23 protein-coding genes and 1 pseudogene are annotated in these 23050 nt (G+C 47.8%); 6 read left to right on the plus strand and 18 right to left on the minus strand.

The annotated features are described in order from the left end of the window. Positions 1 to 301 precede the first annotated feature (301 nt). The 9 genes from ACFS7Z_RS24945 to ACFS7Z_RS24985 all read right to left on the minus strand — a co-directional run bounded on the left by ACFS7Z_RS24945 (position 302) and on the right by ACFS7Z_RS24985 (position 8245). Positions 302 to 1717 (minus strand): DUF3987 domain-containing protein, encoded by a 1416-nt coding sequence (locus ACFS7Z_RS24945; RefSeq protein ID WP_377491349.1) that lies wholly within the window; start codon positions 1715 to 1717, stop codon positions 302 to 304. After that, a complete protein-coding gene (locus ACFS7Z_RS24950; protein WP_377491352.1) occupies positions 1686 to 1919 on the minus strand; it encodes a hypothetical protein in 234 nt (77 codons plus the stop codon). The genes ACFS7Z_RS24945 and ACFS7Z_RS24950 overlap by 32 nt, the downstream gene beginning before the upstream one ends. Beyond that, the gene (locus ACFS7Z_RS24955) at positions 1912 to 2289 is read right to left on the minus strand and encodes a hypothetical protein (RefSeq protein ID WP_377491355.1); all 378 of its coding nucleotides are present in this window, start codon (positions 2287 to 2289) and stop codon (positions 1912 to 1914) included. Before ACFS7Z_RS24955 ends, ACFS7Z_RS24950 begins: the two co-directional genes overlap by 8 nt. Positions 2290 to 2398: 109 nt before the next feature. After that, a complete protein-coding gene (locus ACFS7Z_RS24960) occupies positions 2399 to 3079 on the minus strand; it encodes an IS630 family transposase (RefSeq protein WP_377491404.1) in 681 nt (226 codons plus the stop codon). Next, positions 3067 to 3528 (minus strand): helix-turn-helix domain-containing protein, encoded by a 462-nt coding sequence (locus ACFS7Z_RS24965; protein ID WP_377491358.1) that lies wholly within the window; start codon positions 3526 to 3528, stop codon positions 3067 to 3069. Before ACFS7Z_RS24965 ends, ACFS7Z_RS24960 begins: the two co-directional genes overlap by 13 nt. An 87-nt stretch (positions 3529 to 3615) precedes the next feature. Continuing rightward, entirely contained in the window at positions 3616 to 4650 is a 1035-nt protein-coding gene (locus tag ACFS7Z_RS24970) for a hypothetical protein (RefSeq protein ID WP_377491361.1), read from the minus strand. Further along, on the minus strand, positions 4643 to 5950 hold the full coding sequence (locus ACFS7Z_RS24975; RefSeq protein WP_377491364.1) for a tyrosine-type recombinase/integrase: 1308 nt from the start codon (positions 5948 to 5950) through the stop codon (positions 4643 to 4645). Before ACFS7Z_RS24975 ends, ACFS7Z_RS24970 begins: the two co-directional genes overlap by 8 nt. 362 nt (positions 5951 to 6312) lie before the next feature. Then, positions 6313 to 6582 (minus strand): hypothetical protein, encoded by a 270-nt coding sequence (locus ACFS7Z_RS24980; protein WP_377491367.1) that lies wholly within the window; start codon positions 6580 to 6582, stop codon positions 6313 to 6315. A 130-nt stretch (positions 6583 to 6712) separates the two neighbouring features. Beyond that, positions 6713 to 8245: a hypothetical protein gene (locus ACFS7Z_RS24985; protein ID WP_377491370.1), complete on the minus strand. Its 1533-nt coding sequence runs from the start codon at positions 8243 to 8245 to the stop codon at positions 6713 to 6715. Positions 8246 to 8829: 584 nt separating this feature from the next. Here ACFS7Z_RS24985 and ACFS7Z_RS24990 point away from each other — a divergent pair. Together ACFS7Z_RS24990 and ACFS7Z_RS24995 are read left to right on the plus strand one after the other, a co-directional pair. Then, on the plus strand, positions 8830 to 9093 hold the full coding sequence (locus ACFS7Z_RS24990; RefSeq protein WP_377491373.1) for a hypothetical protein: 264 nt from the start codon (positions 8830 to 8832) through the stop codon (positions 9091 to 9093). 159 nt (positions 9094 to 9252) lie between these two features. Further along, on the plus strand, positions 9253 to 9522 hold the full coding sequence (locus ACFS7Z_RS24995; RefSeq protein ID WP_377491376.1) for a hypothetical protein: 270 nt from the start codon (positions 9253 to 9255) through the stop codon (positions 9520 to 9522). A gap of 300 nt (positions 9523 to 9822) precedes the next feature. On the opposite strand, the gene cysK is transcribed toward ACFS7Z_RS24995, so the two are convergent. The 4 genes from cysK to ACFS7Z_RS25015 all read right to left on the minus strand — a co-directional run bounded on the left by cysK (position 9823) and on the right by ACFS7Z_RS25015 (position 14040). Beyond that, positions 9823 to 10740, minus strand: coding sequence for a cysteine synthase A (gene cysK, locus ACFS7Z_RS25000; protein WP_377491379.1), 918 nt, complete (start codon positions 10738 to 10740; stop codon positions 9823 to 9825). Positions 10741 to 10876: 136 nt separating this feature from the next. After that, positions 10877 to 11710 (minus strand): serine O-acetyltransferase EpsC, encoded by an 834-nt coding sequence (gene epsC, locus ACFS7Z_RS25005; RefSeq protein ID WP_377491381.1) that lies wholly within the window; start codon positions 11708 to 11710, stop codon positions 10877 to 10879. A gap of 500 nt (positions 11711 to 12210) precedes the next feature. Further along, a complete protein-coding gene (locus ACFS7Z_RS25010; protein WP_377491383.1) occupies positions 12211 to 13371 on the minus strand; it encodes an MFS transporter in 1161 nt (386 codons plus the stop codon). 192 nt (positions 13372 to 13563) lie between these two features. Continuing rightward, positions 13564 to 14040, minus strand: a complete 477-nt coding sequence (locus ACFS7Z_RS25015; protein WP_377491385.1) for a hypothetical protein — start codon at positions 14038 to 14040, stop codon at positions 13564 to 13566. A 117-nt stretch (positions 14041 to 14157) separates the two neighbouring features. Here ACFS7Z_RS25015 and ACFS7Z_RS25020 point away from each other — a divergent pair, with 117 nt between their 5' ends. Both ACFS7Z_RS25020 and ACFS7Z_RS25025 read left to right on the plus strand, forming a co-directional pair. After that, entirely contained in the window at positions 14158 to 16146 is a 1989-nt protein-coding gene (locus tag ACFS7Z_RS25020; protein WP_377491387.1) for a peptidylprolyl isomerase, read from the plus strand. Continuing rightward, on the plus strand, positions 16143 to 16574 hold the full coding sequence (locus ACFS7Z_RS25025; RefSeq protein WP_377491389.1) for a VOC family protein: 432 nt from the start codon (positions 16143 to 16145) through the stop codon (positions 16572 to 16574). The genes ACFS7Z_RS25020 and ACFS7Z_RS25025 overlap by 4 nt, the downstream gene beginning before the upstream one ends. Positions 16575 to 16858: 284 nt before the next feature. Here the strand turns inward: ACFS7Z_RS25025 and ACFS7Z_RS25030 are convergent, their stop codons facing one another. Further along, positions 16859 to 17521 (minus strand): thioredoxin family protein, encoded by a 663-nt coding sequence (locus ACFS7Z_RS25030; RefSeq protein WP_377491391.1) that lies wholly within the window; start codon positions 17519 to 17521, stop codon positions 16859 to 16861. A gap of 217 nt (positions 17522 to 17738) precedes the next feature. On the opposite strand from ACFS7Z_RS25030, the gene ACFS7Z_RS25035 reads away from it, so the two are divergent. After that, positions 17739 to 18713: an NAD-dependent epimerase/dehydratase family protein gene (locus ACFS7Z_RS25035; protein ID WP_377491393.1), complete on the plus strand. Its 975-nt coding sequence runs from the start codon at positions 17739 to 17741 to the stop codon at positions 18711 to 18713. Between the two features lie 135 nt (positions 18714 to 18848). Here ACFS7Z_RS25035 and ACFS7Z_RS25040 read toward each other — a convergent pair whose 3' ends face one another. Next, positions 18849 to 19871, minus strand: a complete 1023-nt coding sequence (locus tag ACFS7Z_RS25040) for an AraC family transcriptional regulator (RefSeq protein WP_377491395.1) — start codon at positions 19869 to 19871, stop codon at positions 18849 to 18851. 91 nt (positions 19872 to 19962) lie between these two features. On the opposite strand from ACFS7Z_RS25040, the gene ACFS7Z_RS25045 reads away from it, so the two are divergent. Then, positions 19963 to 20346, plus strand: a complete 384-nt coding sequence (locus ACFS7Z_RS25045; RefSeq protein WP_377491397.1) for a DUF6334 family protein — start codon at positions 19963 to 19965, stop codon at positions 20344 to 20346. Positions 20347 to 20433: 87 nt separating this feature from the next. Here the strand turns inward: ACFS7Z_RS25045 and ACFS7Z_RS25050 are convergent, their stop codons facing one another. The 3 genes and pseudogenes from ACFS7Z_RS25050 to ACFS7Z_RS27470 form a co-directional block, all read right to left on the minus strand. Next, positions 20434 to 21129, minus strand: coding sequence for an ABC transporter ATP-binding protein (locus ACFS7Z_RS25050; RefSeq protein ID WP_377491399.1), 696 nt, complete (start codon positions 21127 to 21129; stop codon positions 20434 to 20436). Between the two features lie 61 nt (positions 21130 to 21190). Beyond that, positions 21191 to 22666: a DUF5687 family protein gene (locus tag ACFS7Z_RS25055; protein ID WP_377491401.1), complete on the minus strand. Its 1476-nt coding sequence runs from the start codon at positions 22664 to 22666 to the stop codon at positions 21191 to 21193. 267 nt (positions 22667 to 22933) lie between these two features. Beyond that, a pseudogene (locus ACFS7Z_RS27470) lies at positions 22934 to 23050 on the minus strand (IS1 family transposase); the annotation flags it as partial.

Genomic DNA, 23050 nt, shown 5'->3' on the forward strand with positions numbered 1-23050 from the left:
TACGGAAGGTTGCCTACGCGGGCGTCATGAAAAAAATTTATAAAAAATTTTGTGGAGTAAGACTATCTGATGGACATCCCAAACAAGTGTGAATCCATGCAGTGAACTTTCTACCTTTGACTGGAGGCGTCGAATACGCGTCTTTCCGTAATAGTTAAACTTAGTAATTTATGTAAATCTGCCTATTAAAAGCCTTCAGTCAAAGGTAGCAAGTTCATTATTCTGTTTAAGTATTCGGCACTAATGGCATTTTCCATAGCTGAGCTGGGCATTTGTGCCAGTAGTGCCGCAAATGCCACTGCTAAAAGCGTTTTTCGTATTCCCCTCTTTTCAGCCTGTCAAACAACTCCTTATTATTGAGTAGTCTTTTAAAAGTTCTCTCAGGGACGCCAAGACGTTCCGCTACCTGTACACCTGTCTCAGTGCTGAAATTATCAGGAAGGGCATCGTATAGTTTCTGCTTATCTGCAGAAAGTTTATCCAACGCGTTGTGGTCGGCTATCGTGGTATGTACACCAAGTGCAGTTTTCCTGAAATACTCTATCAACAGAATGGCACCGTTCACAGCCTCCGTCTCTACCGCTTGTTTGTCAGCCTCACTAGTAGCCCAGCGTAGCATCTGCAGGATGAGCGAGAGCCTAACAGCATATATCTCGAGCTTACTGTAGATGCCTGCTATCGCCTCATTCGAGGCATTGTTGCATAAGTCAGTGTTCTTTATTTGCCACTCTTTCATGACGGCTTTTGCCTCGGGGGTAAACTGCAGAACTGTTGGAACAGGCGTGTCCGTATCATCTGAAATTAGAGGCAGGTCTAGGAGATTGGAAATGATGATGTCCCATCTGTGATTATATGCATCCGGCAACTCCGTTTCGCTCCAGTAATCCTTTTTTAGTTCAGAAGGCATGGCAAACAGAATCCTGTCGATAAAACCGTTTTGGCTTCGGTTGTCTTTAGCCATTTCCTCCAACAAGGCATTCTGAATGGTGCCTATCACAGGGATAAAAGGCAAGGAGATGAAAGTAGGCTCACCTGTTTTTCTGTCTACTACAATTGGTTTGCTGCTCCAGTTGCTCAGCCAGAACTCCTGTTCGCTCCCTTTGGTGTAGCGGTTAAAGTTCTTGGTCCAAGTCGCCAGCTCGTCAACATACACGCCTATGCCCCGCTTATTACACCTTTTTAACTCAGTAAGTCCCTCAAGTGTGAAATCAGACACGATGAACTTCCGCCAAACAGGTTTTACTGGCTCGTCTACTAACCCCTGCTCCATCCGCTCCTTTCTGGTAAGGCCAAGGGTTTGCTGGTACTCCTTCCAGTCTTGTTCAAATTGCTTATAGGTGGATTTGTCCTTAGTAAGGATTGGTTGGATAAACCAGCTGAGGGGGTGGCTTTTATTGGTGCCTGGCCTCCCTACAAGGGTAATGTAGAGCAGTGCCGATTCTAGCCAACCCTTCATAACTTCCACCCGGTGTGTGTTACCGACAGCCAGTGCCGTAGAAAATAATACTGCAGCTCCAGCAAAGTCAATCGGAAAATTCAGGCTCTTGTTTGTTGCTTGTATGATTTGCCGAACGGGCTCTGGGAACGCTTCAACAGGGAAAGGATTCCTTGCTTTACTGTCTGCCTCGGCAGCGATATCGTTCCCACCAATGTTGAAGGACTTCTGTTCGACCTGTAGGTTAATGCTACCCATTCCGTTGCCCCTCCTTGGCTTCATGATCAGCGACACGCTGCTTCAGCTCTTCAATGTTGATACCAAAGCGTTCAACTGTATTGAAAAGCCCTATATCTGAGGAAGAAATCAAGGGTACAGCTTTGAGGAATTCTGAAATCTTTGTATCTTTGGTCTGTTCAGACACCAGTTTCTGCCCTTGCCCGGACAGAAAATTTCGAGGAGGATTGCTGATATGCTCAGGCATATTGCTTTCCTCCTTTCTTTTTTCGCCTGGCGCTTCTTGCCAAGGCTAAATCATTCTCACTTGTGTCATTGGGGTTGACTATTTGTGATTCAACCCACTTAGTTAACTCCTTGCGTGAGAATGCCAGCCTTGTGTTTAATTTAAAGTAAGGTATTTTATTTTGAGCTGTAAGCTTGTAGAGTTGCGACCTCGTAATAGTATAGCCCTGCTCTTTCAGATGGGCTACCGCTGAGGCTACATTCAACCGTTCAGGTTGTTCGGCAACATTTTGCTGGGGGCTTAACGTGCCGACGCGTTTTAGGTCTAACAGGAAAAGCTCAATCCTGTTTAACCTGCTCGCAATTTCTTCAAATGGGTTTGGTATTTGCATGGCAGAATATGTATTGGTTTCTGCCTACAATAATATAGCATTTTTATGCATATTCGCTAGCTAAACTAGCTAGAATTCAAATAGCTAGTTTAGCTAGCACTTTTCCAATTTAATATTTAAATATCGGGTTATCTTTGTTTACATTCTGGTACTGTTTTCCCAGCTTTTCTCTTGCGGTGTTGACAGTAAAACTCCAATGGATTTTACTGGCCTTGCTGTTGCGCTTGGCGCACCAGTTTAGGGCCTCCCTTTCCAGTGCTTCCATGCTGCCAATCCTCCTGCTCAGGCACTCCCTGGCCAGCACCGAGAACTCTATCTCGGCCATGTTGAGCCAGCTGCCGTGCTTTGGCGTCAAATGAAAGCCGAATTTGCATGTCAACTCCCTGGCCTGGGCGGCAGGCAGGTTCTCATAGAAGGAGCCGTAGCTATGGGTGTTGAGGTTGTCCTGCACCAGTTCTATCTGCTCTGCATGCGGGTAGTGCTCCCTTGCCAGCCACTCCATAAACTGCGCGTAGTCCTGCTTCGTGCGCCGCTCCCTCACCTGCAGGTACCGCTGCCCTGTGTCTATGTCATAGGCCAGCAGGATAACAGCCGTACCGCGGCGCTCGTACTCACTGTCCTCTCTGGCAGGCCTGCCTCTCTTCACGGGCAGTGGCTCCACCACGTCTTTGAGCAGTTGGCAGGGGCGCTCGTCAAAGCACACTCTGGCTTTGCCCTCCTCCGGCTTCTGCGCGTACAGTTCCAGCACCTCCTCCATACAGGCCAGGTAGCGGCCGTCTACTTTGCCGATGCACCACTGCTTTTTGAGCCAGGGCTTGAGCTTGCTTTTTTTAAGACCTGCCGCACCGACTCATCATGCACCTGGTAGCCCAACTGCACTATTCGCTCGTTTAGCAGCGCCACTGTCCAGCGGGCGTGCCCCTCAGGTGCCTGGCTACAGGCGATGCGCGTCACGGCCGCCTCCACCTCCGGTGTCACCTTGCGGGGCTGGCCCGGACGTGGCTTCTCCTCCAAGGCACCGAGCTTGCAGGAAAGGTAGCGGCCGTGCACGTTGTAAACCGTGGCAAGACTCACGCCTACCGCCCCAGCTATGGCCCTGGGTTGCCTGCCCTTGTCAAGATGGAGCAGTATCTGAGCCCGCTTTACCTTTCTTGCAGCATGCTTGCCCTTGCTGACAAGCTTGTCCAAAGCTGCTGTTTCCGCTGCACTCAGCGCTACTTTGTCTAATCGCTTTCCCATTTCACCTCTTCCTTTTAAGAAAAAGGAATGGGGGGTAATTTTAGTTCTATAAACTAAATTGGAGAAGCACTAGTTTAGCTACTTCAGCTATTTTAGATTTATTTCCAAAAATAAAAAAGGCTCTAAATACTCATTCGCAGGAGGAAATTTATGAAGTGCCTTTAAAGGTTCAGCGCTAAATGTGATGTTAAATGTTCTCTCCAAGACCCTTTTGTAAAATGGAGCATTATGCCATCCAGCAATCCATGCATGCTTCGTTAACATATAAATAAGACCAGCCAAATATTGGATACTACCTCTTACTTGTCTATTCCAATACAGTTTACCGCCTTGCTCACTAACTAGGGCACCAATCAAGTGGTGGTCACTTTTTAGCCTCTCAACAACTTTATAATAATAATCCTTTTTACCGTCAGCACCCGGTTCCCAGATGTCAAAGAGGGCTTTATGTTCGACTATTTTTGTGCCACTTGTGCCGGTAGTGCCTCTTGTGCCATCAATAAGGATATTAACATTGCCCGTCTTACAAGAATTATCCGTAGGAATTGTTTCCAATTCAATTCTTGTTGATAGGTATTCGAAACAATCAGAGAAAAACCCTTTCAGATGAGGTAAATCTTCCGGAATCCTCGCCCTTAGTAAATCATGTCTTCTTTCAACGGACTTTACCTGGAACATCATCTCGTTTATATACCGCAAAGCCTCCTTCGCGTCTGACTGTCTTATAGAGTACTCGATTTTTTGAAACCATATAGAGGTTACCTTCGCCTCAAACTTCTTTACATATTCACCTAACCTTTTAAAAAAATCACCATGAATCCCTCCTAAGGTAGCTATATTGTACCATGCGTACCATTTTGCCTTATCTAACAATGATGAGATAAGTTGTTCTTCTATCTTATTGCCCAGTTTCTTAGATATAATGGAAGGAGAAATGGTGTCCCTTACCATGCAAACGACACTCTCTATCCAATTGGAGCAAACTATACCTATTTCCTCATCAGTGTACTCCTCCTCATCAAGAGACCAGAATTTCCTTACACATTTTACCAGGAAGGCAGTATTTGCCTCTTTAGGATTCTGCTTAACGATTTGGAGAAATTTATCAAAATCCTCATTCATGGCTGTCAATTCTAAAGTTCGTTAATAAAGCGGCATTCTTTACCCGTTCTTCCTGCTCGAAGGAAGCCAGGTAGTTTTCTGTTACTTTCAAGTCACTGTGACCCAGGCTCTCCGAAATGAAGGCGATGTTGGCACCAGATCGCTTGAGGACACTGGCGTAGCTGTGACGGGCGGTGTATGTGCTAATATTACCTATACCCAACTTCCCCCCAACAGCCTTCATCTTGTCATTCATCAGCTTGGTGATGTTCTTGATGATTCGCCGCTCGTCTGCAGGCGTTTCATTACCCTTCAGGAAAGGGAAGATGAAATGATCCGGGGTTCTACACTCATTTCCCCACCTAGTAATGGTGGCCTGCATTTCGGGCGTGATAAACGCGTGAATAAGTTTTTTCTTTTTGGCCTTAGCCACTGTCTTTTGCCTATAGAAGCAGATCTCTCCATTCCGGACATTGGAGTACCTTAGCTTGCAGATATCGGTGATGTTCGCTCCATTGCACAGGTAGGAGAAGAACCACAGGTCCCGGCACATTGCGATGGTATCCGTCTCACATTCATATTTGACAATCTTTCCAATATCACCGATTGTAAGCGCAATATTGCGTCCCTCATGCTGTGGAATCTCGTACTTGCCTTTCCCAAAAGGGTGCTGTGAGGGCTTGAGGAAGCCAGCACTCTTTGCGTCATTCATGATCACCTGCAGCGCCCGCATGTACATTGAGATGGTAGTATAACTCTTATGCAAATCAAGCAGGTGTTTTTCATAGCGCTTCAGCCAAGCAGAGTTGATTTGTAAAAAACTTACCCTGTTTGCCCAGACCAAGGCCGTATCGCTAAACTTCTCCCCTTTCAAAAGTTTATCATCTATACTATTATGCTCAAACAGAAGAATGCTTCGCAGCGTATACCGGTACCAATCGGCGGTGCTAACTTTGCCACTTTCCTGCAGCTCCTCAATTTTTGCGATAAAGGCAGTATTTAGGGTGCTGTTCAGCCCTTTGCCCAAGCGGTTATTAAGATTCTCAAAGGAGAAATTATCGTGCTTGTTCAGGCTTTTTACCTGCTCTTTCACCTTGTCGGTTGTTGACTGAATTTCCCCTCTAATTTCAAGCAGAAGTTTATTTTTCGTAGTAGGCAATCTTTCCCAGTCTTGAATCGAAATAGTTTTACCTGTGGAATAGTACTTCTGGATCCTTTTATGGGTAACTCTAACTTTGATAGGGTATAGGCCTTCTTTGGTGTCTCTCCGCGTATCAAGGATGGTAGTTAGCGTAATGCCGCTATCTGAGTAATCAAACATATTGTATCTCTCCTAATCTGTATGCACATATACAAGGTACATACAATTTGCATACAAAAATAGAAAAAAAAGCAAATGTAGATAAAGAAAGTGAACGCTAAAATCCCCTAATTAAACAGCTGAATAGGTTTATAGACAAAAATAAGAAAGAGTAAATAGGACGAAAACCAACCTTTTTTGCATGGCATGCAAGAGGTCATCGGTTCGACTCCGATATTCTCCACAAAGGCAAAGCATTCAGCTTTGCCTTTTTTGTTTTATACTGCCTCTTCCATATCCTTTCATCTGATAAGCAAGTATGCCGCTACATTGGCAGCTTGGTAATTAAGGATTGTGGATACTCAGTAAAATAGCACCCTGATTTATGGCCTTACTGAGTAACCTTTAGAGATCAGAAATGCCATCCCAAAATCAGTCAAAGCGAGTTCGGGAGGCACCTCTCCTACTTCCTGTGTATCTCCAATGGGTGTTACCATACTTGCTTGCTTCAGGTCCTCGTACAAAGCCCTTGCGGCTACCTTATCGTTACGAACAATCTCCAGAAGTTGGGAGCGCTGTATACTTCCAGCATCTGCAAGTTGCTGATACACTTTATCAAGAGGCGTTGTGTTGCTTATGTTTGACTGAGTCATCAAGGTAAGGTTTGATAAGTTAAAATTATGATATAAATTTTTCGCTTGATCCTTCACAGGCTGTATTTCAGAAGGCTTGTATGGTGAAGGTAATAAAAGGTTAACCCCCACTGCACTGGCCTTGTTTACTTTACTCCTCCATGCCTTCAACTGCCAACTTCTTTCGTCGGGCCTTTATCTGGGAATTACTTTTGTTTTTATACTGTACCGAATCCTTTTCGATTGAAAATTTAATGCCTTTCCGTACCTGCCCCCGCTCTACCAAGCTATCATTGTCAGCCATGCCGTGTATCTCTATCTCATCTGTCTCTGAGCGATGAAAGATCCGGTGATAGGTTATTTTGCTGTCTGATTTCCTCCGTACCGTCACCTCCGTCTCGTTCTCATCTAGCCGTACCACTTCAACCTCTTCCTCGTCAGCTGTGCCTGTTACTAATACATCCTCTGCCAGAACGTCATAAAGCTTGCGTGCCGCCTCGTCGAGTTTGTCTCTCCTGCTTTTGAGCTTGCGCGCTAAGCTTTTCCCTTGCATACGGTATACGCTCCCCGGAAGCTCCCGCACAGCCTGTTCAATCACTCCATCTGTTATAGAACGCTGCAAGTCATGAGCCAGGGAATCGAACTGATGTACCGTCACCGCCGATAGCGCACGCGCGTCCAGATACGCTGCTTTTATCGCAAGTGCTTTCACATCCCTGTATTTTCCGCTAAAGGATACGTACTTGCGGAAGGTCCACTTGCGGCTCAGGAGCCAGGACAAGATGCCACCATCATACACATAGAAGGCATTGTCCCTGTCTTTCGGAATAGGACGGTAGGTATGCTCACCGTCCTGCTCATAAACAGCCCACTCCCACTGCCCCTCATGCCTGTCGCGGTCACCTATGAGCAGGTCCAGAAGCCTGGCTTTGGCGTAGGCCAATTGATCGATAGAATGCCTACTGCTATTTTTGCGATGTTTGAGCATTTTATTTGTGCCTACTATATTATAGGCTTCCGCCAGTTCACCAACCAAAGCACGTTTGTCGTTATACTTCTCCTCCAGCATGTACAGCCTGTCGCTGAGTAGCTCTTTATGCTTCCCTAGTTGGGTTTCATTCGGTCCCACATATACCAGCACCGGGTTTGCGTGCGGAACTTTTGCCGCCCTGGCCAGCGGGGCTACCACCAGATCCGCATATGGGTGGAGTGCCGAGGTTTGGTCAAGGACTATGTCCGAGAGAAAGGTTTTGCGTAGCAGAAAAGGTAACTTAATCTCTGGTCTTTTGTCAACAGTGCGAAGGGAATACGTCATTCCATCTCCGCCCACCATGGTGGCGTTGATGGTTTGCATACCACCTCCTATCTTCTCTATTTCAAGGCCTCCCTTTACTGTACCCAGGCGTAGCACCGGTACAGTGACCGGTGCTGCCCAGGCGTCCCGGTGGCGAACTCCCCAAAGCGCATTATATAGAAAGCCGCGCTGGTAGTGGCTACCAGCCTGCACCGTCACGCTATCGATACTGTCGGGTATTTCTTGCAGCTGCTTATAAACAGCGGGGTTAATGACCTGCGTCTCTGCGTAGAAGTTCTTTCTGCCGCATCCGGAGGAGAGCAAAATAAGCAAGAACGGGAATAAGCCAAGGGAAGGGCTTATTCTATATATTGTAAATTGTATGGGCATGGTATAATTACACCTGTTGCCCCATAAATGTTTGCAGACCTGCACCAGCGCAGGTAATAAGATAACTTATATAGTCTATTACATGAGCCTATCAGGAGCCATAAAATACCGGTCCTAAGCCTGAAAGCAGCGACAGCATTCGCTGATACACCGTCCTTGATATATAAAAGGCAGTTTTTTTACGTCCACGGCGATTTGACAATCTTACTTTCTCAACAAATTTTAATCGAGCGTTAAACCACTTAAAGAGGAGAATCAGCCGAAATACATTTGTTTCGGCAGCAAATAGAACGATTAAACCACAAAATTTTTCTGCTAATCAGGGAAAGAAGCTGTTCTATTATGTTACTTTTTGCAAAATACATTAATAAAATCTACACTCAATATATATTAAAAATAATATATACATATATAACGAAATTTAGAATTTTACTACTTCACTGCCCTTCCTGCATCTTCAAGTCCTCTTCATCTCTGCTGCTTTTCACTAATTATTGATGTTACTTTACAGCAACAATATTACTGTTTGCCCATATATATTGTTCGTAATGTTGTAATGTATTAGAACCTAAAAACATTGTCTTATGAACACTTCAGCAAAAACTACCCACGCTCGCGCTACAGAAAGTTTTGGAAGCAACATTCCGGTGTTCTCACTTCCATCTAAGGCAGGAGCTTCGTATAACGAAGAACAGTGTGGCTTCTCTACCATAGATGGCAGCGTGCTTGCTTTTAATGCAGGAAAAAATGCTATCAACAACGGCGCAGGCATATTTATCGGCGACTACTTTGTTGGACTGGCAGATAGCCACTTTACTGATACTGCTGTGCCTTATATCAGATACTAGTTATCATTAAGCGGTACTAAACAGGAACACCAGCCTGTATAGCTACAATTGAATTGCACTAATATCATATCGTTGTCCTCAGCAGAGGAAATTAATTGCGCCTGGCCAGGCTAAGGGTTATAATTTAGCTTATCTTTAAATAACAATAGTTATACGAAGATGGATAAGAACCCTACAAATTCTAAGAACCCCAAAATAAGCTTAGATAGGTTTATTGCCGATTACTATGTAAAGCAGTCGGCCATGGATGCCAGAATAGGCTCTATTCTCTCTAACCAGGCAAGAATCATTGCCCTCCTCGAAGGCAGAGACTTTGAAGAGGTCAGAAAAGAGGTTTATGAACGGGTAGAACTGAACGTAAAAGATAATGCACGTTTAACGCTGGAGGACTTAGGTTTTAGCCCCGAAGAACCCGGAAAGGATGCCTAAAGCACCTGTTCAGTTCAGCTGTTACTTTTACGCAATTATACTTCATCTTCTTACTCAATTTTTTTAGGGAAGAGACTGTTTTCATTCCTGCCATTCTAGTAAAAGCTTGTTACTTTTCTGAAGTTATGTAGATTTCTTTATGGAGGAAGTATAAAGAGACGTTACTTTTACTTATTCATGTTACTCCCCTAAGCCTTCTAAAATATTGCGCATGCAATTTCATGCTTCAGGTAGTGCTACAAAAGAAAGCGCCTCCTGTTCTGGAACAAGAGGCACCTATAGAATTCAAGAAAGGCTGCGTTATACAAACAGGCCCTCTACAGACAAATAGCGCTCTCCGGTATCGTAACAGAAAGTCAGCACTTTGGAGCCTTCCGGAATGTCTTCTTCTATTTTTTTTGCAACTGCGGCCAAAGATGCACCCGAAGAAATACCAATAAACAAACCTTCTTCGCGGGCAGCACGGCGGGCGTAATCAAATGCTTCGTCAGCATCTACCTGAATCACGCCATCCAATAGCGATGTATCCATGATACTTGGAATAAAGCCAGCGCCTACTCCTTGTATCGGGTGCGGCCCGGGCTGGCCACCGCTGAGCACTGGCGAGGCAGATGGCTCCACAGCAAATACTTTCAGGTCAGGGAAGCGGCCTTTCAGTACTTTTGCCACAGCCGTAATGTGCCCTCCGGTACCAACGCCGGTGATGATGTAATCCAGCCCATCCGGAAAGTCCTCCAGTATTTCCTGCGCCGTAGTGTCGATGTGGATTTGTGTGTTGGCCTCGTTGTCGAACTGCATCGGCATCCAGGCGTTGTCGTTCTCCTGCACCATCTCTCGGGCACGCTCAATGGCACCTTTCATACCCTTTTCACGCGGTGTCAGCTCCAGTTTGGCGCCATAGGCTGCCATCAGGCGGCGGCGCTCAATAGACATTGATTCCGGCATTACAAGTACAATCTGGTAACCTTTTACAGCAGCCACCATGGCCAGGCCTACACCTGTATTGCCGGAAGTGGGTTCTACAATAACACTGTCTTCCTTTAATAAGCCTTTGCGCTCTGCATCTTCAATCATGGCCAGGGCGATGCGGTCTTTAATGCTGCCCCCCGGGTTACTTCGCTCCTGCTTCATCCAAACCTCTACATTTTTGTTGTAAAGCTTATTGATGCGCACATGCGGCGTGTTTCCAATTACTTCAAGTATTGATTTCGCTTTCATGTTTTATCTTGATTTGCGTTTTATGTTGTGAGAAAAATTAGTCAGGTAGCTAACTACTGCTATTCAATTTAAACAACTGAGCGCATATATTACATTATTAAGAATATATTGTGTCGCCTGTTTGCCTTTACTTTGTTTAAATTGAAAAGTTTACTACGTCTGCCGGGTCGGCGGATCGGCGCACGTTTATCTGCGGCCTGTGGTATACCCGCGAGTAAGCAGGTACGCTCTCTGTCAGCCACACGTTACCGCCAATCGTGCTATAAGCGCCCACCGCCGTGTTTCCGCCCAGTATAGTAGCCCCGGCATATATTACCACATGGTGCTCAATAGTAGGGTGGCGTTTGATGTTAGCCATGGCCTTGTCCACACTTAGCGCTCCCAACGTCACGCCCTGGTACAACTTCACGTAGTCGCCGATAATACAGGTTTCCCCGATGACAATGCCGGTGCCGTGATCGATGCAAAAGTGGGTGCCAATCTGAGCGCCTGGATGTATATCGATACCAGTTTGTGCGTGCGCGTATTCTGACAGCACCCGCGGAAGCAACGGTACCTGCAGCCGGTATAGCTCGTGGGCCATACGGTGAATAGCCACTGCCTTAAAGCCAGGATAAGTTCTGATGACTTCCTGCACACTCTGCGCTGCAGGATCCCCGGCAGCGATGGCATCTGCATCGAGCAGCAGGAGTTGGTGAATCTGGGGCAGGTGTTGCATCACCTGCTGGGCCACCTCCTCAGCCGGCATGGGTAATTGCTGCTCCATACTGGAGAGCACCCGCATCAGGTTTTGCTGCAGGCTTCCCGCATATTCTTCCAGTTCCTGCACTGTTTCAAAACGTTCATCAGCAAGAGCCGGAAAAAGTAAATGAAGTACCCCTTCCACCAGGTGACAGATAGCTGAAGCCGGCACCTGGTGCTTTGCCTGTTGGTGGTGCCTGAATAGTGTATGTATAAACTGACTGTTCATTATGATTTTATCAACGTATCCCGCAGAATATTGTGTTGCAATTAACAAAAAAAGGAGATACTTGTTCAGGGGATTCTACTTCATCGTACCCAATCCAGGATTTCAGAGTTGCCTCCTGCTTTGTATTACAGCTTCATAAACAAGCTATTCAGCAGTAGAAAGAGTGAAGTGGGAAATTTGAGAATAAATACCTGCCTACGGTAAGACGAACATCATTGAGGTTACATAGGGGTATCCTTGCCTGATGTTATGCAAGGACATTCTTTTCCAACTCTAGCACCCTGTCCCAGCGGGACGACCTGTTTGTAGCCCAATGGCCCATTAGCATTTATAGCTCCAGAGGAGCGAGCTGTTAAACCTCTTTACATGTCGCTCCTCCGGAGCAAAAAACATTGTTTTCTATTCTATCAACAGGTCGTCCCGCTAGGTCTTTTGCGTCGGGTTATAACATATCTTTTATGCTGAGGCAAAATGTTGTGATACGAGTACGCCTTCTCCTACTACTTCCTTACAAAGAAGATGAGGTACAAAAACGAAATCAGCGAAAAAGCGGCCGAAAGCCAAAAGACCAGCGTAAAATTACTGGCTTCGTTGTTATAGAGCCAGCCAGAGCAAAAAGCGCCGACACCAATACCAGCCTCCAGTGCAATATACATGGTCGCCATGGCCCGCCCCCGGTGCGCCTCATGGCTGAGGTCAATTGTCCAGGCGTAAATGGTAGGTGAGTTCATACCCTGCGCCACGCCAAACACAACTCCCGCCAGCAGCAACTCTGTAGGCGACGATACCAAGCCGATAAAAACCATGGAAACAGTAAGCAAACTGGTGCTGACGCGCAGCACATTTACCCGCCCATACTTATCAGAGGCACGACCAGCTAGGAAACGGATGGCCAGAGAAGCCAATGTGAAGCTGGTGAAGAAAAGGCCTTTGTTCCGGATACCGAGGTATTCACTAAAATCCGGGATAATGGTTAGGATGGTGCCATAGGCGAAGGTTGAAAACAGCATCACGACGGAAGGTGCCAGTACGCGCGGCTCAAATATCTCGCTCCGTGATATTTTGAGCAGTCCCATCCGGAAGCGATGCGGGTTGTCCAGCGTATCGTGCATCCGCACCAGCACCCCTACAGATAAGAATGCCGCCAGCGAAGAAGCATAGAACATGGTGTCCACAGAGAACTGGTTGGCAATGGCACCGCCAACGGCAGGTCCCGCAGCCATCCCTAAACTACCCGAGAGGCCAATCAAGCCCATCGCCTCCCCGCGCCGCCCTGCCGGTATCACGTCGGCGACATAAGCCGCTGTGCCTGTGGGTGTAAAGCCGGTAGAAAAGCCATGCATGAAGCGCAGGAACAGAAAGGCCGCTACAGTGCCAGTGAGCGGATACATAAATCCGGCCACAACGCAAACAGCACCACCGACAATCATCACAGGAATGCGCCCAATCTTGTCTGCCAGCTTGCCGCTAAAAGGCCTGGAAAGACCCGCCGTCAGGGTAAAGAGGGAAATAATAAGGCCTTTGTACTCGGCACCGCCCAGGCTGCTCAGGTAATCGGGCAGTTCCGGGATAATCATATTAAAACTTGCGAAGAAGAGGAAAGAGCTCAGGCAAAGCAATCCGAACTGCACTCCATACACCCGCGTAAGCTGTTCTGCCATACGTCATGTTTCAGGCTGCAAAGGTGGCAAACCTTCTGCTGCCACACCACAGGTGCCGTAAAAAAACATGTATGGCTTTGTAGATGCCGCCAGCGTACTTGGATTGAATGCGGCAAAATATGAATTGTAAATTTGCGTAATTGGAAGCTACAGCTTGATTGGCTCGGGAAAAGCTATAGTTAATATAGAAAACTACTGCAGCATAATCGCCTTCTGCTGCACCATCTCCCTTATCTGCTCCTTTACCTGCTGCAGCACTTCGTCATTCTGGATGCGTCCCAGGTTTATACTGTGCTCCTCCTCATTTTTCAGCAGAAACTTTACTCTGTACTCGTCTATCTGCACGGCATCAATCTCCTCCCAGTCAAACTCGTGCTCTCTTTGCCGAAACTTAGCGCGGTAACACACTCCCTCTTCTGTCAGGGTAAGGTGCCGGCGGTATTTGGGTTTATGGTCGAGCCAGATGTTGAAGAAGTAATAGGCAGGTATGAACAGGTTGACCAGGAAAACAAGCACCAGTTCTATGGTATACATCTCTGATATAGCAAGATGCACCAGAAAACCTAACTGCACAGCTACAGCAGCAAAAGCCAGAAACATCAGGCGTTTTTCTGCTTTGGGCTTTAATGTATAAGCCCCTTTAAAAAGTCTGACACTTAGTTCCTGCATAAGCAACAGCGGGTTATTTAGACTAAAAATAAATATTTATAACCTATTATCAAAATTGTACCGCACTGCACTCACTTCAGGACCTCTTCTAAATTTTCTTTATCTTCAGGGCGTAATATGAACAGACAGATGAAACTTCGCTACACTTGGGTGCTTGCCCTTGGAGCCTTTACCTCTTGCCAATACCTGCCTCTAAAGAAAACAGAAGCCCCGGTGGCCATTACTAAGTTCGGGGACACTACCCTGCAGCAAATTTATACATTACAGGACGAGCGCAAAACCGCCGAACTGCTGCCTTACCTCAACCACAGCAACAATCAATACCGCACAGAGGCTGCCCTGGCTTTTGCCTCAGTGCAGGACACGCTGGCCATACCGCCTCTGTTGCAGTTGCTGGCAGACACTGCCGTGTCTGCACGAAAAGCCGCTGCCTATGCGCTGGGCCAGATAGGCCATGCCAAGGCAGAAAACGAAATTACACAACACCTGCAGCAGGAGCAGAACCCTGCTGTGCAGGCCGAGTTGCTGGAAGCGCTCGGGAAAGTAGCCACACCTGCCGGAGCCGTTTTCCTGAACCGGTATTCCCCTCCTAATGCTACAGCCAAAGCCGGCCAGTCCTGGGGCCTGTACCGTGCCGGGCTTCGGCAGCAGGTAACGCAGCAGGGAACAGCAGAGGCCGTGCGTTTGCTGGGGGCAGACAATCCTTACGAAGCCCGGTTGGCAGCAGCACACTACCTGGCCCGCACCCCTAAAATAGACCTGACGCCTTACCGCCAGCAACTGCTTACCACTGCCACTTCCGATGCTGCACCCGAGGTGCGCATGGCTGTGGTGCAATCGCTGGCGAAGGTAAGGGCAAATGACAAAACACAGTTCCTGTCTACCATCATACAAAGTGACCCGGACTACCGCGTGCGCCTCAGCGCTGTAAGGGCTATGGCAGGTTTGGAATTCAGGGAGATAAAACCTGCCGTGCTGGCTGCACTACAGGATGAAAATATCAACACAGCGGTGGCTACTTCTGAATTTCTGGTGGCGAACCCTGCCGGAGTAGAGATGGAGGCCCTGTTGCAGGTGTTGCCGAAACTACAGGATGCCCGCGTGCGCGGAAATCTCATCTGGGTGATTCTGCACAACAGCCAGCCGCAAAGCAAAGCCTTCCTCAACAACCGCTACAAGCAACAGTACCAGTACGCCCGCGACCCTTACGACAAAGCACACCTGCTGAAGGGGCTTTCCGGCTACTACGACAATTACCGATTTATTGCAGATGAAATGTTCTCTGCGCAGGAGCCTGTTATAGCGACCACTGCCATGGATGCCCTCATCCTGATGCGCCAGCAGGCTGATTTTCCTAAGAGCCTTGAAGGCGAGTTCGCAGAGATTTTCAGGCAGGCTGTAGGAACCGGCGACGTGGCGCTGGTGGGAATGGCCGCGGCCGCCATACGGGACCCAAAGCTGAACCTGCGCCCCCACTACCGTAACTTTGGCTTTCTGGTGCAGGCACAGCAAAAACTGCAACTTCCCCGCGACATGGAAACCAACATTGAGCTGCAGAAAACACTCGACTACCTGAACAACAGGAAAGAGAGCATTACACCGCAAAACCCTTTCACGCACCCTATCGACTGGGCACTGGTGAAAAGCATACCCGTGGACCAGCAGGTAGTACTGCACACTGAGAAAGGGAATATTACACTGCAACTCTTCGTGGAAGACGCCCCCGGCTCTGTAGCTAATTTTGTAGAACTGGCTAAACAAGACTTCTTCGACAACCTCTACTTCCATAGAGTGGTGCCGAACTTTGTGGCCCAGGGCGGCGACAAGCGCGGCGATGGCTGGGGCAGCTCTAATTACTCTATCCGGTCGGAATTTGCGCCGCTGCACTATGGCGAGGGCTATGTCGGCATGGCCTCTGCCGGAAAAGACACCGAGAGCAACCAGTGGTTTATCACCCACTCCCCTACGCCGCACCTCGATGGCCGCTACACCATTTTCGCAAAGGTAGTAGACGGCATGCAGGTAGTGCACCAGCTGGAAGTTGGCGACAAGATACTAGATGTAGAACTGAAAAAGCCGATAACGAACCAGGTAAGCGCCAGATGAAACCCGAATGGCCGGAAAACCTGCCGGTGGCACAGGTGCGTTTAGCGCGCCCCACTGACAAGCTGAGAGAAGTAGAGAGATTCTATTGTGAAGGTATTGGCCTGAAAAAACTAGACTCCTTTGAGAACCACCAGGGCTATGATGGCGTGATGATAGGGCTGCCCGGTTTTCCTTATCATCTGGAGTTTACGCAGCATGTAAACGGCAGCCCCTGCCCTGCCCCCACCCGTGATAACCTGCTGGTGCTTTATATACCGGATGAGGCACGAATCAGGCAAATTGTGCAGCGGCTGGAACAGATGGGCTACCCTGAGGTAGTGCCCGAGAATCCCTACTGGAAAGAAAAAGGTGCTGTAACTGTGGAAGACCCCGATGGGTGGCGGTTAGTACTGATGCCTACAGCGGGTATAGGAGCAGGAGAAAAGTAAATCACACATGGCCATACTGGCGCAGGAATCTATCCTATGCCAAGGTGGGTGCGAGTCTCAAAACTCGCTTGTGCAAAGAGTGTCATGCCATTGTTGGTGTTTTCACCAACAACTAACCTGCAGTAGCTGTAGCACTAAGTTGTTGGTGAAAACACCAACAATGGCGAATCCGGTATAAATTAATTGACAATCCAGAGCACTCCTGACGTTGAGATGACAATAGAACCTAAAACAGTAAAGGCGACACTGTGGTGTCGCCTTTACTGTTTTGAATGGGTATGATCTTAAGAGCAGCGCTCTACCAGCTGCTCCTGCGGAGACGTAAGCTTTGCCCAACTCTGGAGCAGGCACTTGAACTCCTGCTGTAACGTGCGGCCGCGGTCTTTTGCGTACCAGCCGTGCAGCTTTTCAGCCATTTCTTTAAAAGGCAAGTTGTTTGACTTTGCTTCCTGCACCAGTTGCTGCGCAGCCTTCGGGCGCGGGCCCCAGGTACCTAGTACCTCCAGCGTATCAGTGTCGAGTGCAATTAGTTTTGGAATGGAGCGGGTGCCATTTGTCAGATAAGCATCCATTAGCTCAGGGTGCTCATCACGCAGCAACAGCTTCACCTCAATAAGCGGGGAAGCATCCGCAATTTTCGAAATGGTCGGAATATTTTGTGCAGCATCACCGCACCAGGCTTCTGTGAGCACCACCCAGGTCATCTTGTTTTCCACACTCAAAAGCAGTTGCACTATCTCATCATCCAGCACAGCAGTTTTCTCCATGCGGTGCATACGGTGCATGTTCATGCGGGTGTACTCTACCATTTCCTCTGAATGATTGTCGCCGGTGGTCTTTCCTTCCACCAGTAATCTGTCAATCATCTCGAGGTACTGCATGTAAGATATTGCTTTTGAAAGGTGTTCTTGTGTGATAGGTGTTTTTGCTTTTAGCGTATCGTTCATTTTTAAGTTGAATGGTTTCTTTTATTTAATAATATCTAACTATACTACGGTTTCATCAATACAAATAGTTCCTCCTGCTCCGCTTCCCTGGGAATGCCTTTGGAGCTACCTTTTTTCTGTTGTTTTGCGCGATAAGTCAAGAGGTTTGCGGCATCTGTCAAGTATAAAGCCTGCCGGTGCACATACCTTTGCCTTATAACATTTTAACCACAGAAACATGGCCACGAACACCTTCAGATTTTTAGTACTCGGCGGAACAGGCAGTATAGGATATGCCTTTACACAGGAGCTTTTGCGGCACCAGGAGCAGGTAACCCTACTGGTACGTAACAAGCAGAAGGCGCAAAAGTTATTTGCCGATTGGCCTGCATTACAGCTGATAGAAGGAGATGCGCAAGGCGGAGAACTGCTAAAGAAACTGGGAGCAGAGGCGACGCACATCTTCCACGGGATAAACTACCCTTACGAGAAGTGGCAAAACAACATGGAGCGTGTAACGCAAAATATAATAGAGGCCGCGGCCATAAACAAAGCTACGATTTTTTTCCCGGGAAACATATACCCGTTTGGATTGGTTGATGTCATTACAGAGAAGACGCCACCTAAACCCACTACCAAAAAAGGAGCCATACGGGCTAAACTGGAACAAATGCTGCAGCAGGCGGCAGCGCAGGGCAAGTGCCGTGTCATCAACCTCCGCATGCCCGATTTCTGGGGCCCAAATGTGATGAATGAAGGTATAGCACCTGTTTTTAAAGGTGCGCTAACTGGTAAGCCAATGCCCTGGCTCTACCGCAATAACATTCCGCACCAACTAATCTACACTCCTGACGCCGCTCATGCCTACTACGAGCTGGCAAAGCTGCAGCCGCAGGAGCCATACACGGAATATAACTATGCCGGGGAGGTGGTACCGAGTATCAAGGAGTGGCAGGCGCAGATTGCCGCTGCTGCTGGCACCGAACCAAAGCACAAGCTGTTTCCGGGCTGGCTGTTCAAGCTAATGGGGCTCTTCTCCCCGGTAATGCGCGAGATAAGCGAGATGGGCTATCTCTGGCAGAACACTATCCTGCTCAACGACGATAAGCTCCGCCAAACCCTCCCAAACCTGCAACGCACGCCCATGAAGCAGGCGATAATGGAAACGCTGGAATGGCACAGAGGAGTAAGAGAGTTAAAGTTAAAAAGTTGAAAGTCGGTTTTACAGCGTTGGTGCGAGCTTGTAGATGCTATCCCTCAGCCTATCTAATGGTGCGAGCTACTAGTTCGCAGCAGTGTAGAATACCTCAACTGTCATTTGTCTTACTTCCTTTGTCTCTCGTTCGGGCTAGGCTGCAGCCATACTTTGGCGGTATACGGCAGGAGGCATGCCGGTCCATTTTTTAAAGGAGCGGGAGAAAACGCTGGGCTCTGCAAAGCCTAATAGGTAAGCAATGTCGGAGATGGTGTTTTGATTGTCCTGCAGGTGCTTCACGGCAATTTCTTTGCGCACCTCGTCCAGCAGCGCCTGGTAAGTTACGCCTTCTTCCTTAAGCTTCGATTGGAGGCTGCGCACGCTCATCGCTAGGTTCCGGGAGACAGTATTGATGCCAGGTTCCTCGCCCTTGAGCAGCCGTGCGATTTCGCGCTGCACCCGCTCCTGTATTGTTTTCGGCTCATGCAGTTTCTGCAGGTATTCATCTGCATACTTCTCGAAGAGTTGGTTCAACTCCGGGTTCGCTGTTACCACCGGCAGCTTCAGGTAAGCTAAATCCAGCACAAGGCCGCTAAAGGCAGCGTCAAATACCAGTTCGGCACCGGAAAAGACCCGTTCATGCTCTTTTATACTTGCAGGCTTGGGATAGGCAAACAGCACCTGCTTGAACTGTACCGGTTGCCCCACCAACGCTGAGAAAGCATTTTTATAAATGACCAATTCAGAATCTACGGCGTTACGTGGGTGTCGCAGCGCCGGACTCACTACCTGCAGCTTTACAATAGCTTGCTGCCCCTGCACCTCCAAGCTCGTCTGAATAGCGCCGCATACAATGTCCTGGTACTTACACAGCTTCTGCAGCGACTCGTGCAGAGTTGCGGCGTTCATCATCACATAAGCAATAGTACCCATGGCAGTAGGGTTGATGATCTCAGCCACGTGCAGTGCCAGGTCCGGGTCACCGGTGGCGGCAATGGAGGCATTCCACAGTTCCTGCACCAGCTCCACGGATATCCGGGCGTTCACATCCTGCACCAGTCGCTGGTTCAGCCCTATCTGCTGGCATATAGCATCCACGTCCTGCCCCTGCTGGCGTAGCACATGCAGCAGCAGCCCCACCGATGGCGCACTTATAGAATGAGCTTCCTGAGTCATAAGATGAGAAACTAGATTTACGTAAAAATAAGAGTTGCTCAAACAGTTGCTGCTATCTTTAGGTCAGTAAAGCGCAACATCCAAAAATCAGATGGAAAGTATTGTAGATTTAGATGACCTGACCGGAAAAGAAGTACTAAACGCGTATGCCCTCCACGACCTGGAGATGGGGTGGCTACAACAGGTGGTGTTTCAGGTGGAGAAGGAATACCTGGTGATTGCTGTGGATGTGGATAGTGATGAAGTCATACTTTCTATACTACCGAAGCTCAATTTTGCGGCGCTGGAGCAGCAGTTCAGCAGAACCCAAATCTCAAACCAGCGCAAGAAAATAAACTGGCTGTGGCGCATGACCAACCAGCGTGGCTACGAAGACGGCTTCCAAGTGGAGTTTGATGACAGGGAGGGAACAACGGTGCAATTGGTGGCAGAGGCCTCGCAGCTAAAGCTTTACATCTTTCAGAGATATAGGTAAAAATCAAATGTATAAGAAAGTCCCTTTCATACTTTGCAAATCCAAAGTATGAAAGGGACTTTAATTTTCCCTCAGGTTGCCCGTTACCTACACTGTAAAATAAGTCTCCAGCTCGTTTAGCGTATTTTCGTTTGTCTGCATGTCCTGCACCAGCTGTCCCTTTTCCATTACCACAATGCGTTCGCATACTTCAATCACGTGGCTCAGGTCGTGGCTAGAGATAAGCATTGTCATGCGCTTCTGCTCCCGCAGGTTCCGCAGCAGGTTCTTCAGCCGGATTTGAGAACTTGGATCCAGGTTAGCAAAAGGCTCATCCAGGATCAGGAGTTCCGGGTTTGACAGTGCCGCGGCGGCTACGCCAATCTTCTTCTGGTTGCCTTTCGAGAAGTCGCGGATGTACTTGCGCTGGTTCAGGACCTCGTCATTAAAGAAATCCATAAAAGGCAGCAAACGCTCCGTAATGTCTCCGTTTGAAAGCCCGTGCAGGCCGCCAATAAACTTAAAATACTCTTCGGCTGTCAGGTAGTCAATCAGAAAACCTTCATCCAGGTGCGAGCCAGTGTACTCCTTCCAATCCTCAGACTTCGCAACGTTAATGCCTTTACTGTATACTTCTCCTTTGCTTGACCGGATCAGGTCCAGCACCATCCGGAACAAAGTGGTTTTGCCCGCACCGTTATTCCCTACCACCCCTACTGCCTCACCGGTAGCAATGGTCAGTTCCGGTATTTTCACGACAACTTTACCGTTGTAGCTCTTCTCTATGTTTCTTACCTCAATCATTGGGGTGCTTTGTTTTCAGTGATGTTATTAAAGTAGATTTTGAACGCTTTATCGTAACGTATTAAGCTTGCCGGAAGCCGGCGGCCAGTTTATACTTATGCTTCACAAAGCGACTGGCTGTCCACTGCAGCAGGGGCTTATGAAAGGTGAGGCCAAACAGGCCCATCAACCCGAGGGTAGCCACGCCCATATAAGGCACTCCCATAAAGCCGAAAGGAGCATAAATAAGCGATGGCAGCAGCAACAGGGGTAACGTCATTAGGAACTTAGAAGCACCTACACCCTGCCAGTTAAAAGCAGAGCTTTTGCTCAGGTCTAACCGGCTTTTGTTATAGACAGAGAAGTAAAATACAACGAACACATTCACACCAATATTAAAAAGCATGGCAGCTGTGTTGATGAGTATAATTTTATAGCCAAAGAAACCGTAAGGCAACGTCAGGATGTAAACCAGGGCAACGGTAGGCACAAATATCCAGAATTTGGCGGCATAAAACTGGTAAGGGGAAATCCGTCTGGTCAGCAGGGCATCGAAGTGTGCACTCTGCCAGCCCGGCACAAACTGCCCATAGTTAAACACTGGCATGCCCGTCATAGCAATCCCAACGAAAATAAGTATGGCAAAGTCGTCCAAATACGTGTCTTTGCTATAGAAAATACAGCCATAAAACAGGAAGATAGCAGACATCGTAACCACCGACTTGGAGCGCTTGTGCCGCCATATAAGCTTCAGTTCCAATTCTATCAGTTGCCCTAATTCGCCGAAGCGGCTCAGGAAAGCAATGCTTTTCCCCTCTACCTGTCTTCTTTCGCTCACCCTTAGCTCCTCGGGGTAAGTGTGAGCTTTCAGGAAATTGTAGTTGAGCATGTATACCCCCGCCAGCAGAAGCACCGGCACAGCTACCAGCCAGGGCTGTTGCAGGAGGGCTCCAAAAACAACTCTCGAAATGGCGTACAACGAAAACACCCCGGTATAATCGAGCAGCACTAAGCCAGCCACTGCTACACCAAACAACAGGGTATACATCGGCTTGTTACTCAGCTGCCGTTTGAAATAGATGAGTAGAAAGTTATTGACAAATGTTAGTGCAATAGCATCAAACAGCCAGGCAAGGGCCGCACCTATCCCGTATTCCGGTATTACCGCTGAAATCATAAAAGGTAGAAAAATCAGCAGGAATATCAGGTTAAAAAAGTTTGGCACCGACTTGAGCAGCACAAAATGAATGAGCTTTTGCTTCGGGATGGGCAGGTGCAGGTATGGTTGCACAGCCAGCACCGGCAGTTCCTGCATCACAAAACGGAAAAACAGATCGACCAGGAAGTAAAACAGCAGCGCCCCATTAAAAATCTCTATCGGCAACTGGCCCGGGTACGACTTGGCAAGAATCTTATCTAAGTTAAACCCGACAAATAAAAATATCGCCCCAAAATAGAGGATAAGCAGCCCCAGGATAATGTTGAGCACGATGCTTTTTTGAAAGACAGGTGAGCGTCTGTTTGCTTTCCACTGGTGCGAGAGTAAGGTTAGAAGCATTGGATAAGGCGAGATGGTATGATGTTGCCTAAATATCCCTAGAAATACCTGAAAACCCAAGCTGCACCCCATCCTTTAGACGAATCTCAGGAAAATAGATGTATACAGGTTAGTATGCCCGATGAAAGGTTACGGCATGCAAATGTTCAGAACCGAATCACGGTTATTTATAACCTTCAAACCGTTTCTAATGCAATCGCCGTTTCTTCTGTTTTTCCAACGTACGCGTTAGCAGCCTGAAATCCGGATTTAATTTATGGTTGTGGTCTAGAATGTATGATGGTTTCGGTAATAGAAAATTAGCTTCATTGCATTGTCATGATTCTGCTCTTTTTTCGAGAAGCAGGCTGTTTTTCTGACTATCCTCCTGTTCCTGGTCCTCAG

The organism is Pontibacter toksunensis (genome assembly GCF_042686245.1).
GTDB lineage: Bacteria > Bacteroidota > Bacteroidia > Cytophagales > Hymenobacteraceae > Pontibacter > Pontibacter toksunensis.

Excerpts from the sequence above, each read along its gene's own strand:
- ACFS7Z_RS25025 (WP_377491389.1), top strand. The coding sequence starts at position 16,143 with ATGAAACCCGAATGGCCGGAAAACCTGCCGGTGGCACAGGTGCGTTTA.
- ACFS7Z_RS24980 (WP_377491367.1), bottom strand. The coding sequence starts at position 6,582 with ATGACTCAGTCAAACATAAGCAACACAACGCCTCTTGATAAAGTGTAT.
- ACFS7Z_RS24945 (WP_377491349.1), bottom strand. The coding sequence starts at position 1,717 with ATGAAGCCAAGGAGGGGCAACGGAATGGGTAGCATTAACCTACAGGTC.
- ACFS7Z_RS25010 (WP_377491383.1), bottom strand. The coding sequence starts at position 13,371 with ATGGCAGAACAGCTTACGCGGGTGTATGGAGTGCAGTTCGGATTGCTT.
- ACFS7Z_RS24965 (WP_377491358.1), bottom strand. The coding sequence starts at position 3,528 with ATGGGAAAGCGATTAGACAAAGTAGCGCTGAGTGCAGCGGAAACAGCA.
- ACFS7Z_RS24970 (WP_377491361.1), bottom strand. The coding sequence starts at position 4,650 with ATGAATGAGGATTTTGATAAATTTCTCCAAATCGTTAAGCAGAATCCT.
- ACFS7Z_RS24955 (WP_377491355.1), bottom strand. The coding sequence starts at position 2,289 with ATGCAAATACCAAACCCATTTGAAGAAATTGCGAGCAGGTTAAACAGG.
- ACFS7Z_RS25040 (WP_377491395.1), bottom strand. The coding sequence starts at position 19,871 with ATGACTCAGGAAGCTCATTCTATAAGTGCGCCATCGGTGGGGCTGCTG.
- ACFS7Z_RS24975 (WP_377491364.1), bottom strand. The coding sequence starts at position 5,950 with ATGTTTGATTACTCAGATAGCGGCATTACGCTAACTACCATCCTTGAT.
- epsC (WP_377491381.1), bottom strand. The coding sequence starts at position 11,710 with ATGAACAGTCAGTTTATACATACACTATTCAGGCACCACCAACAGGCA.
- ACFS7Z_RS25045 (WP_377491397.1), top strand. The coding sequence starts at position 19,963 with ATGGAAAGTATTGTAGATTTAGATGACCTGACCGGAAAAGAAGTACTA.
- ACFS7Z_RS25050 (WP_377491399.1), bottom strand. The coding sequence starts at position 21,129 with ATGATTGAGGTAAGAAACATAGAGAAGAGCTACAACGGTAAAGTTGTC.
- ACFS7Z_RS25020 (WP_377491387.1), top strand. The coding sequence starts at position 14,158 with ATGAACAGACAGATGAAACTTCGCTACACTTGGGTGCTTGCCCTTGGA.
- ACFS7Z_RS24950 (WP_377491352.1), bottom strand. The coding sequence starts at position 1,919 with ATGCCTGAGCATATCAGCAATCCTCCTCGAAATTTTCTGTCCGGGCAA.
- ACFS7Z_RS24995 (WP_377491376.1), top strand. The coding sequence starts at position 9,253 with ATGGATAAGAACCCTACAAATTCTAAGAACCCCAAAATAAGCTTAGAT.
- ACFS7Z_RS24990 (WP_377491373.1), top strand. The coding sequence starts at position 8,830 with ATGAACACTTCAGCAAAAACTACCCACGCTCGCGCTACAGAAAGTTTT.
- ACFS7Z_RS25015 (WP_377491385.1), bottom strand. The coding sequence starts at position 14,040 with ATGCAGGAACTAAGTGTCAGACTTTTTAAAGGGGCTTATACATTAAAG.
- ACFS7Z_RS24985 (WP_377491370.1), bottom strand. The coding sequence starts at position 8,245 with ATGCCCATACAATTTACAATATATAGAATAAGCCCTTCCCTTGGCTTA.
- ACFS7Z_RS25035 (WP_377491393.1), top strand. The coding sequence starts at position 17,739 with ATGGCCACGAACACCTTCAGATTTTTAGTACTCGGCGGAACAGGCAGT.
- cysK (WP_377491379.1), bottom strand. The coding sequence starts at position 10,740 with ATGAAAGCGAAATCAATACTTGAAGTAATTGGAAACACGCCGCATGTG.
- ACFS7Z_RS25030 (WP_377491391.1), bottom strand. The coding sequence starts at position 17,521 with ATGAACGATACGCTAAAAGCAAAAACACCTATCACACAAGAACACCTT.
- ACFS7Z_RS25055 (WP_377491401.1), bottom strand. The coding sequence starts at position 22,666 with ATGCTTCTAACCTTACTCTCGCACCAGTGGAAAGCAAACAGACGCTCA.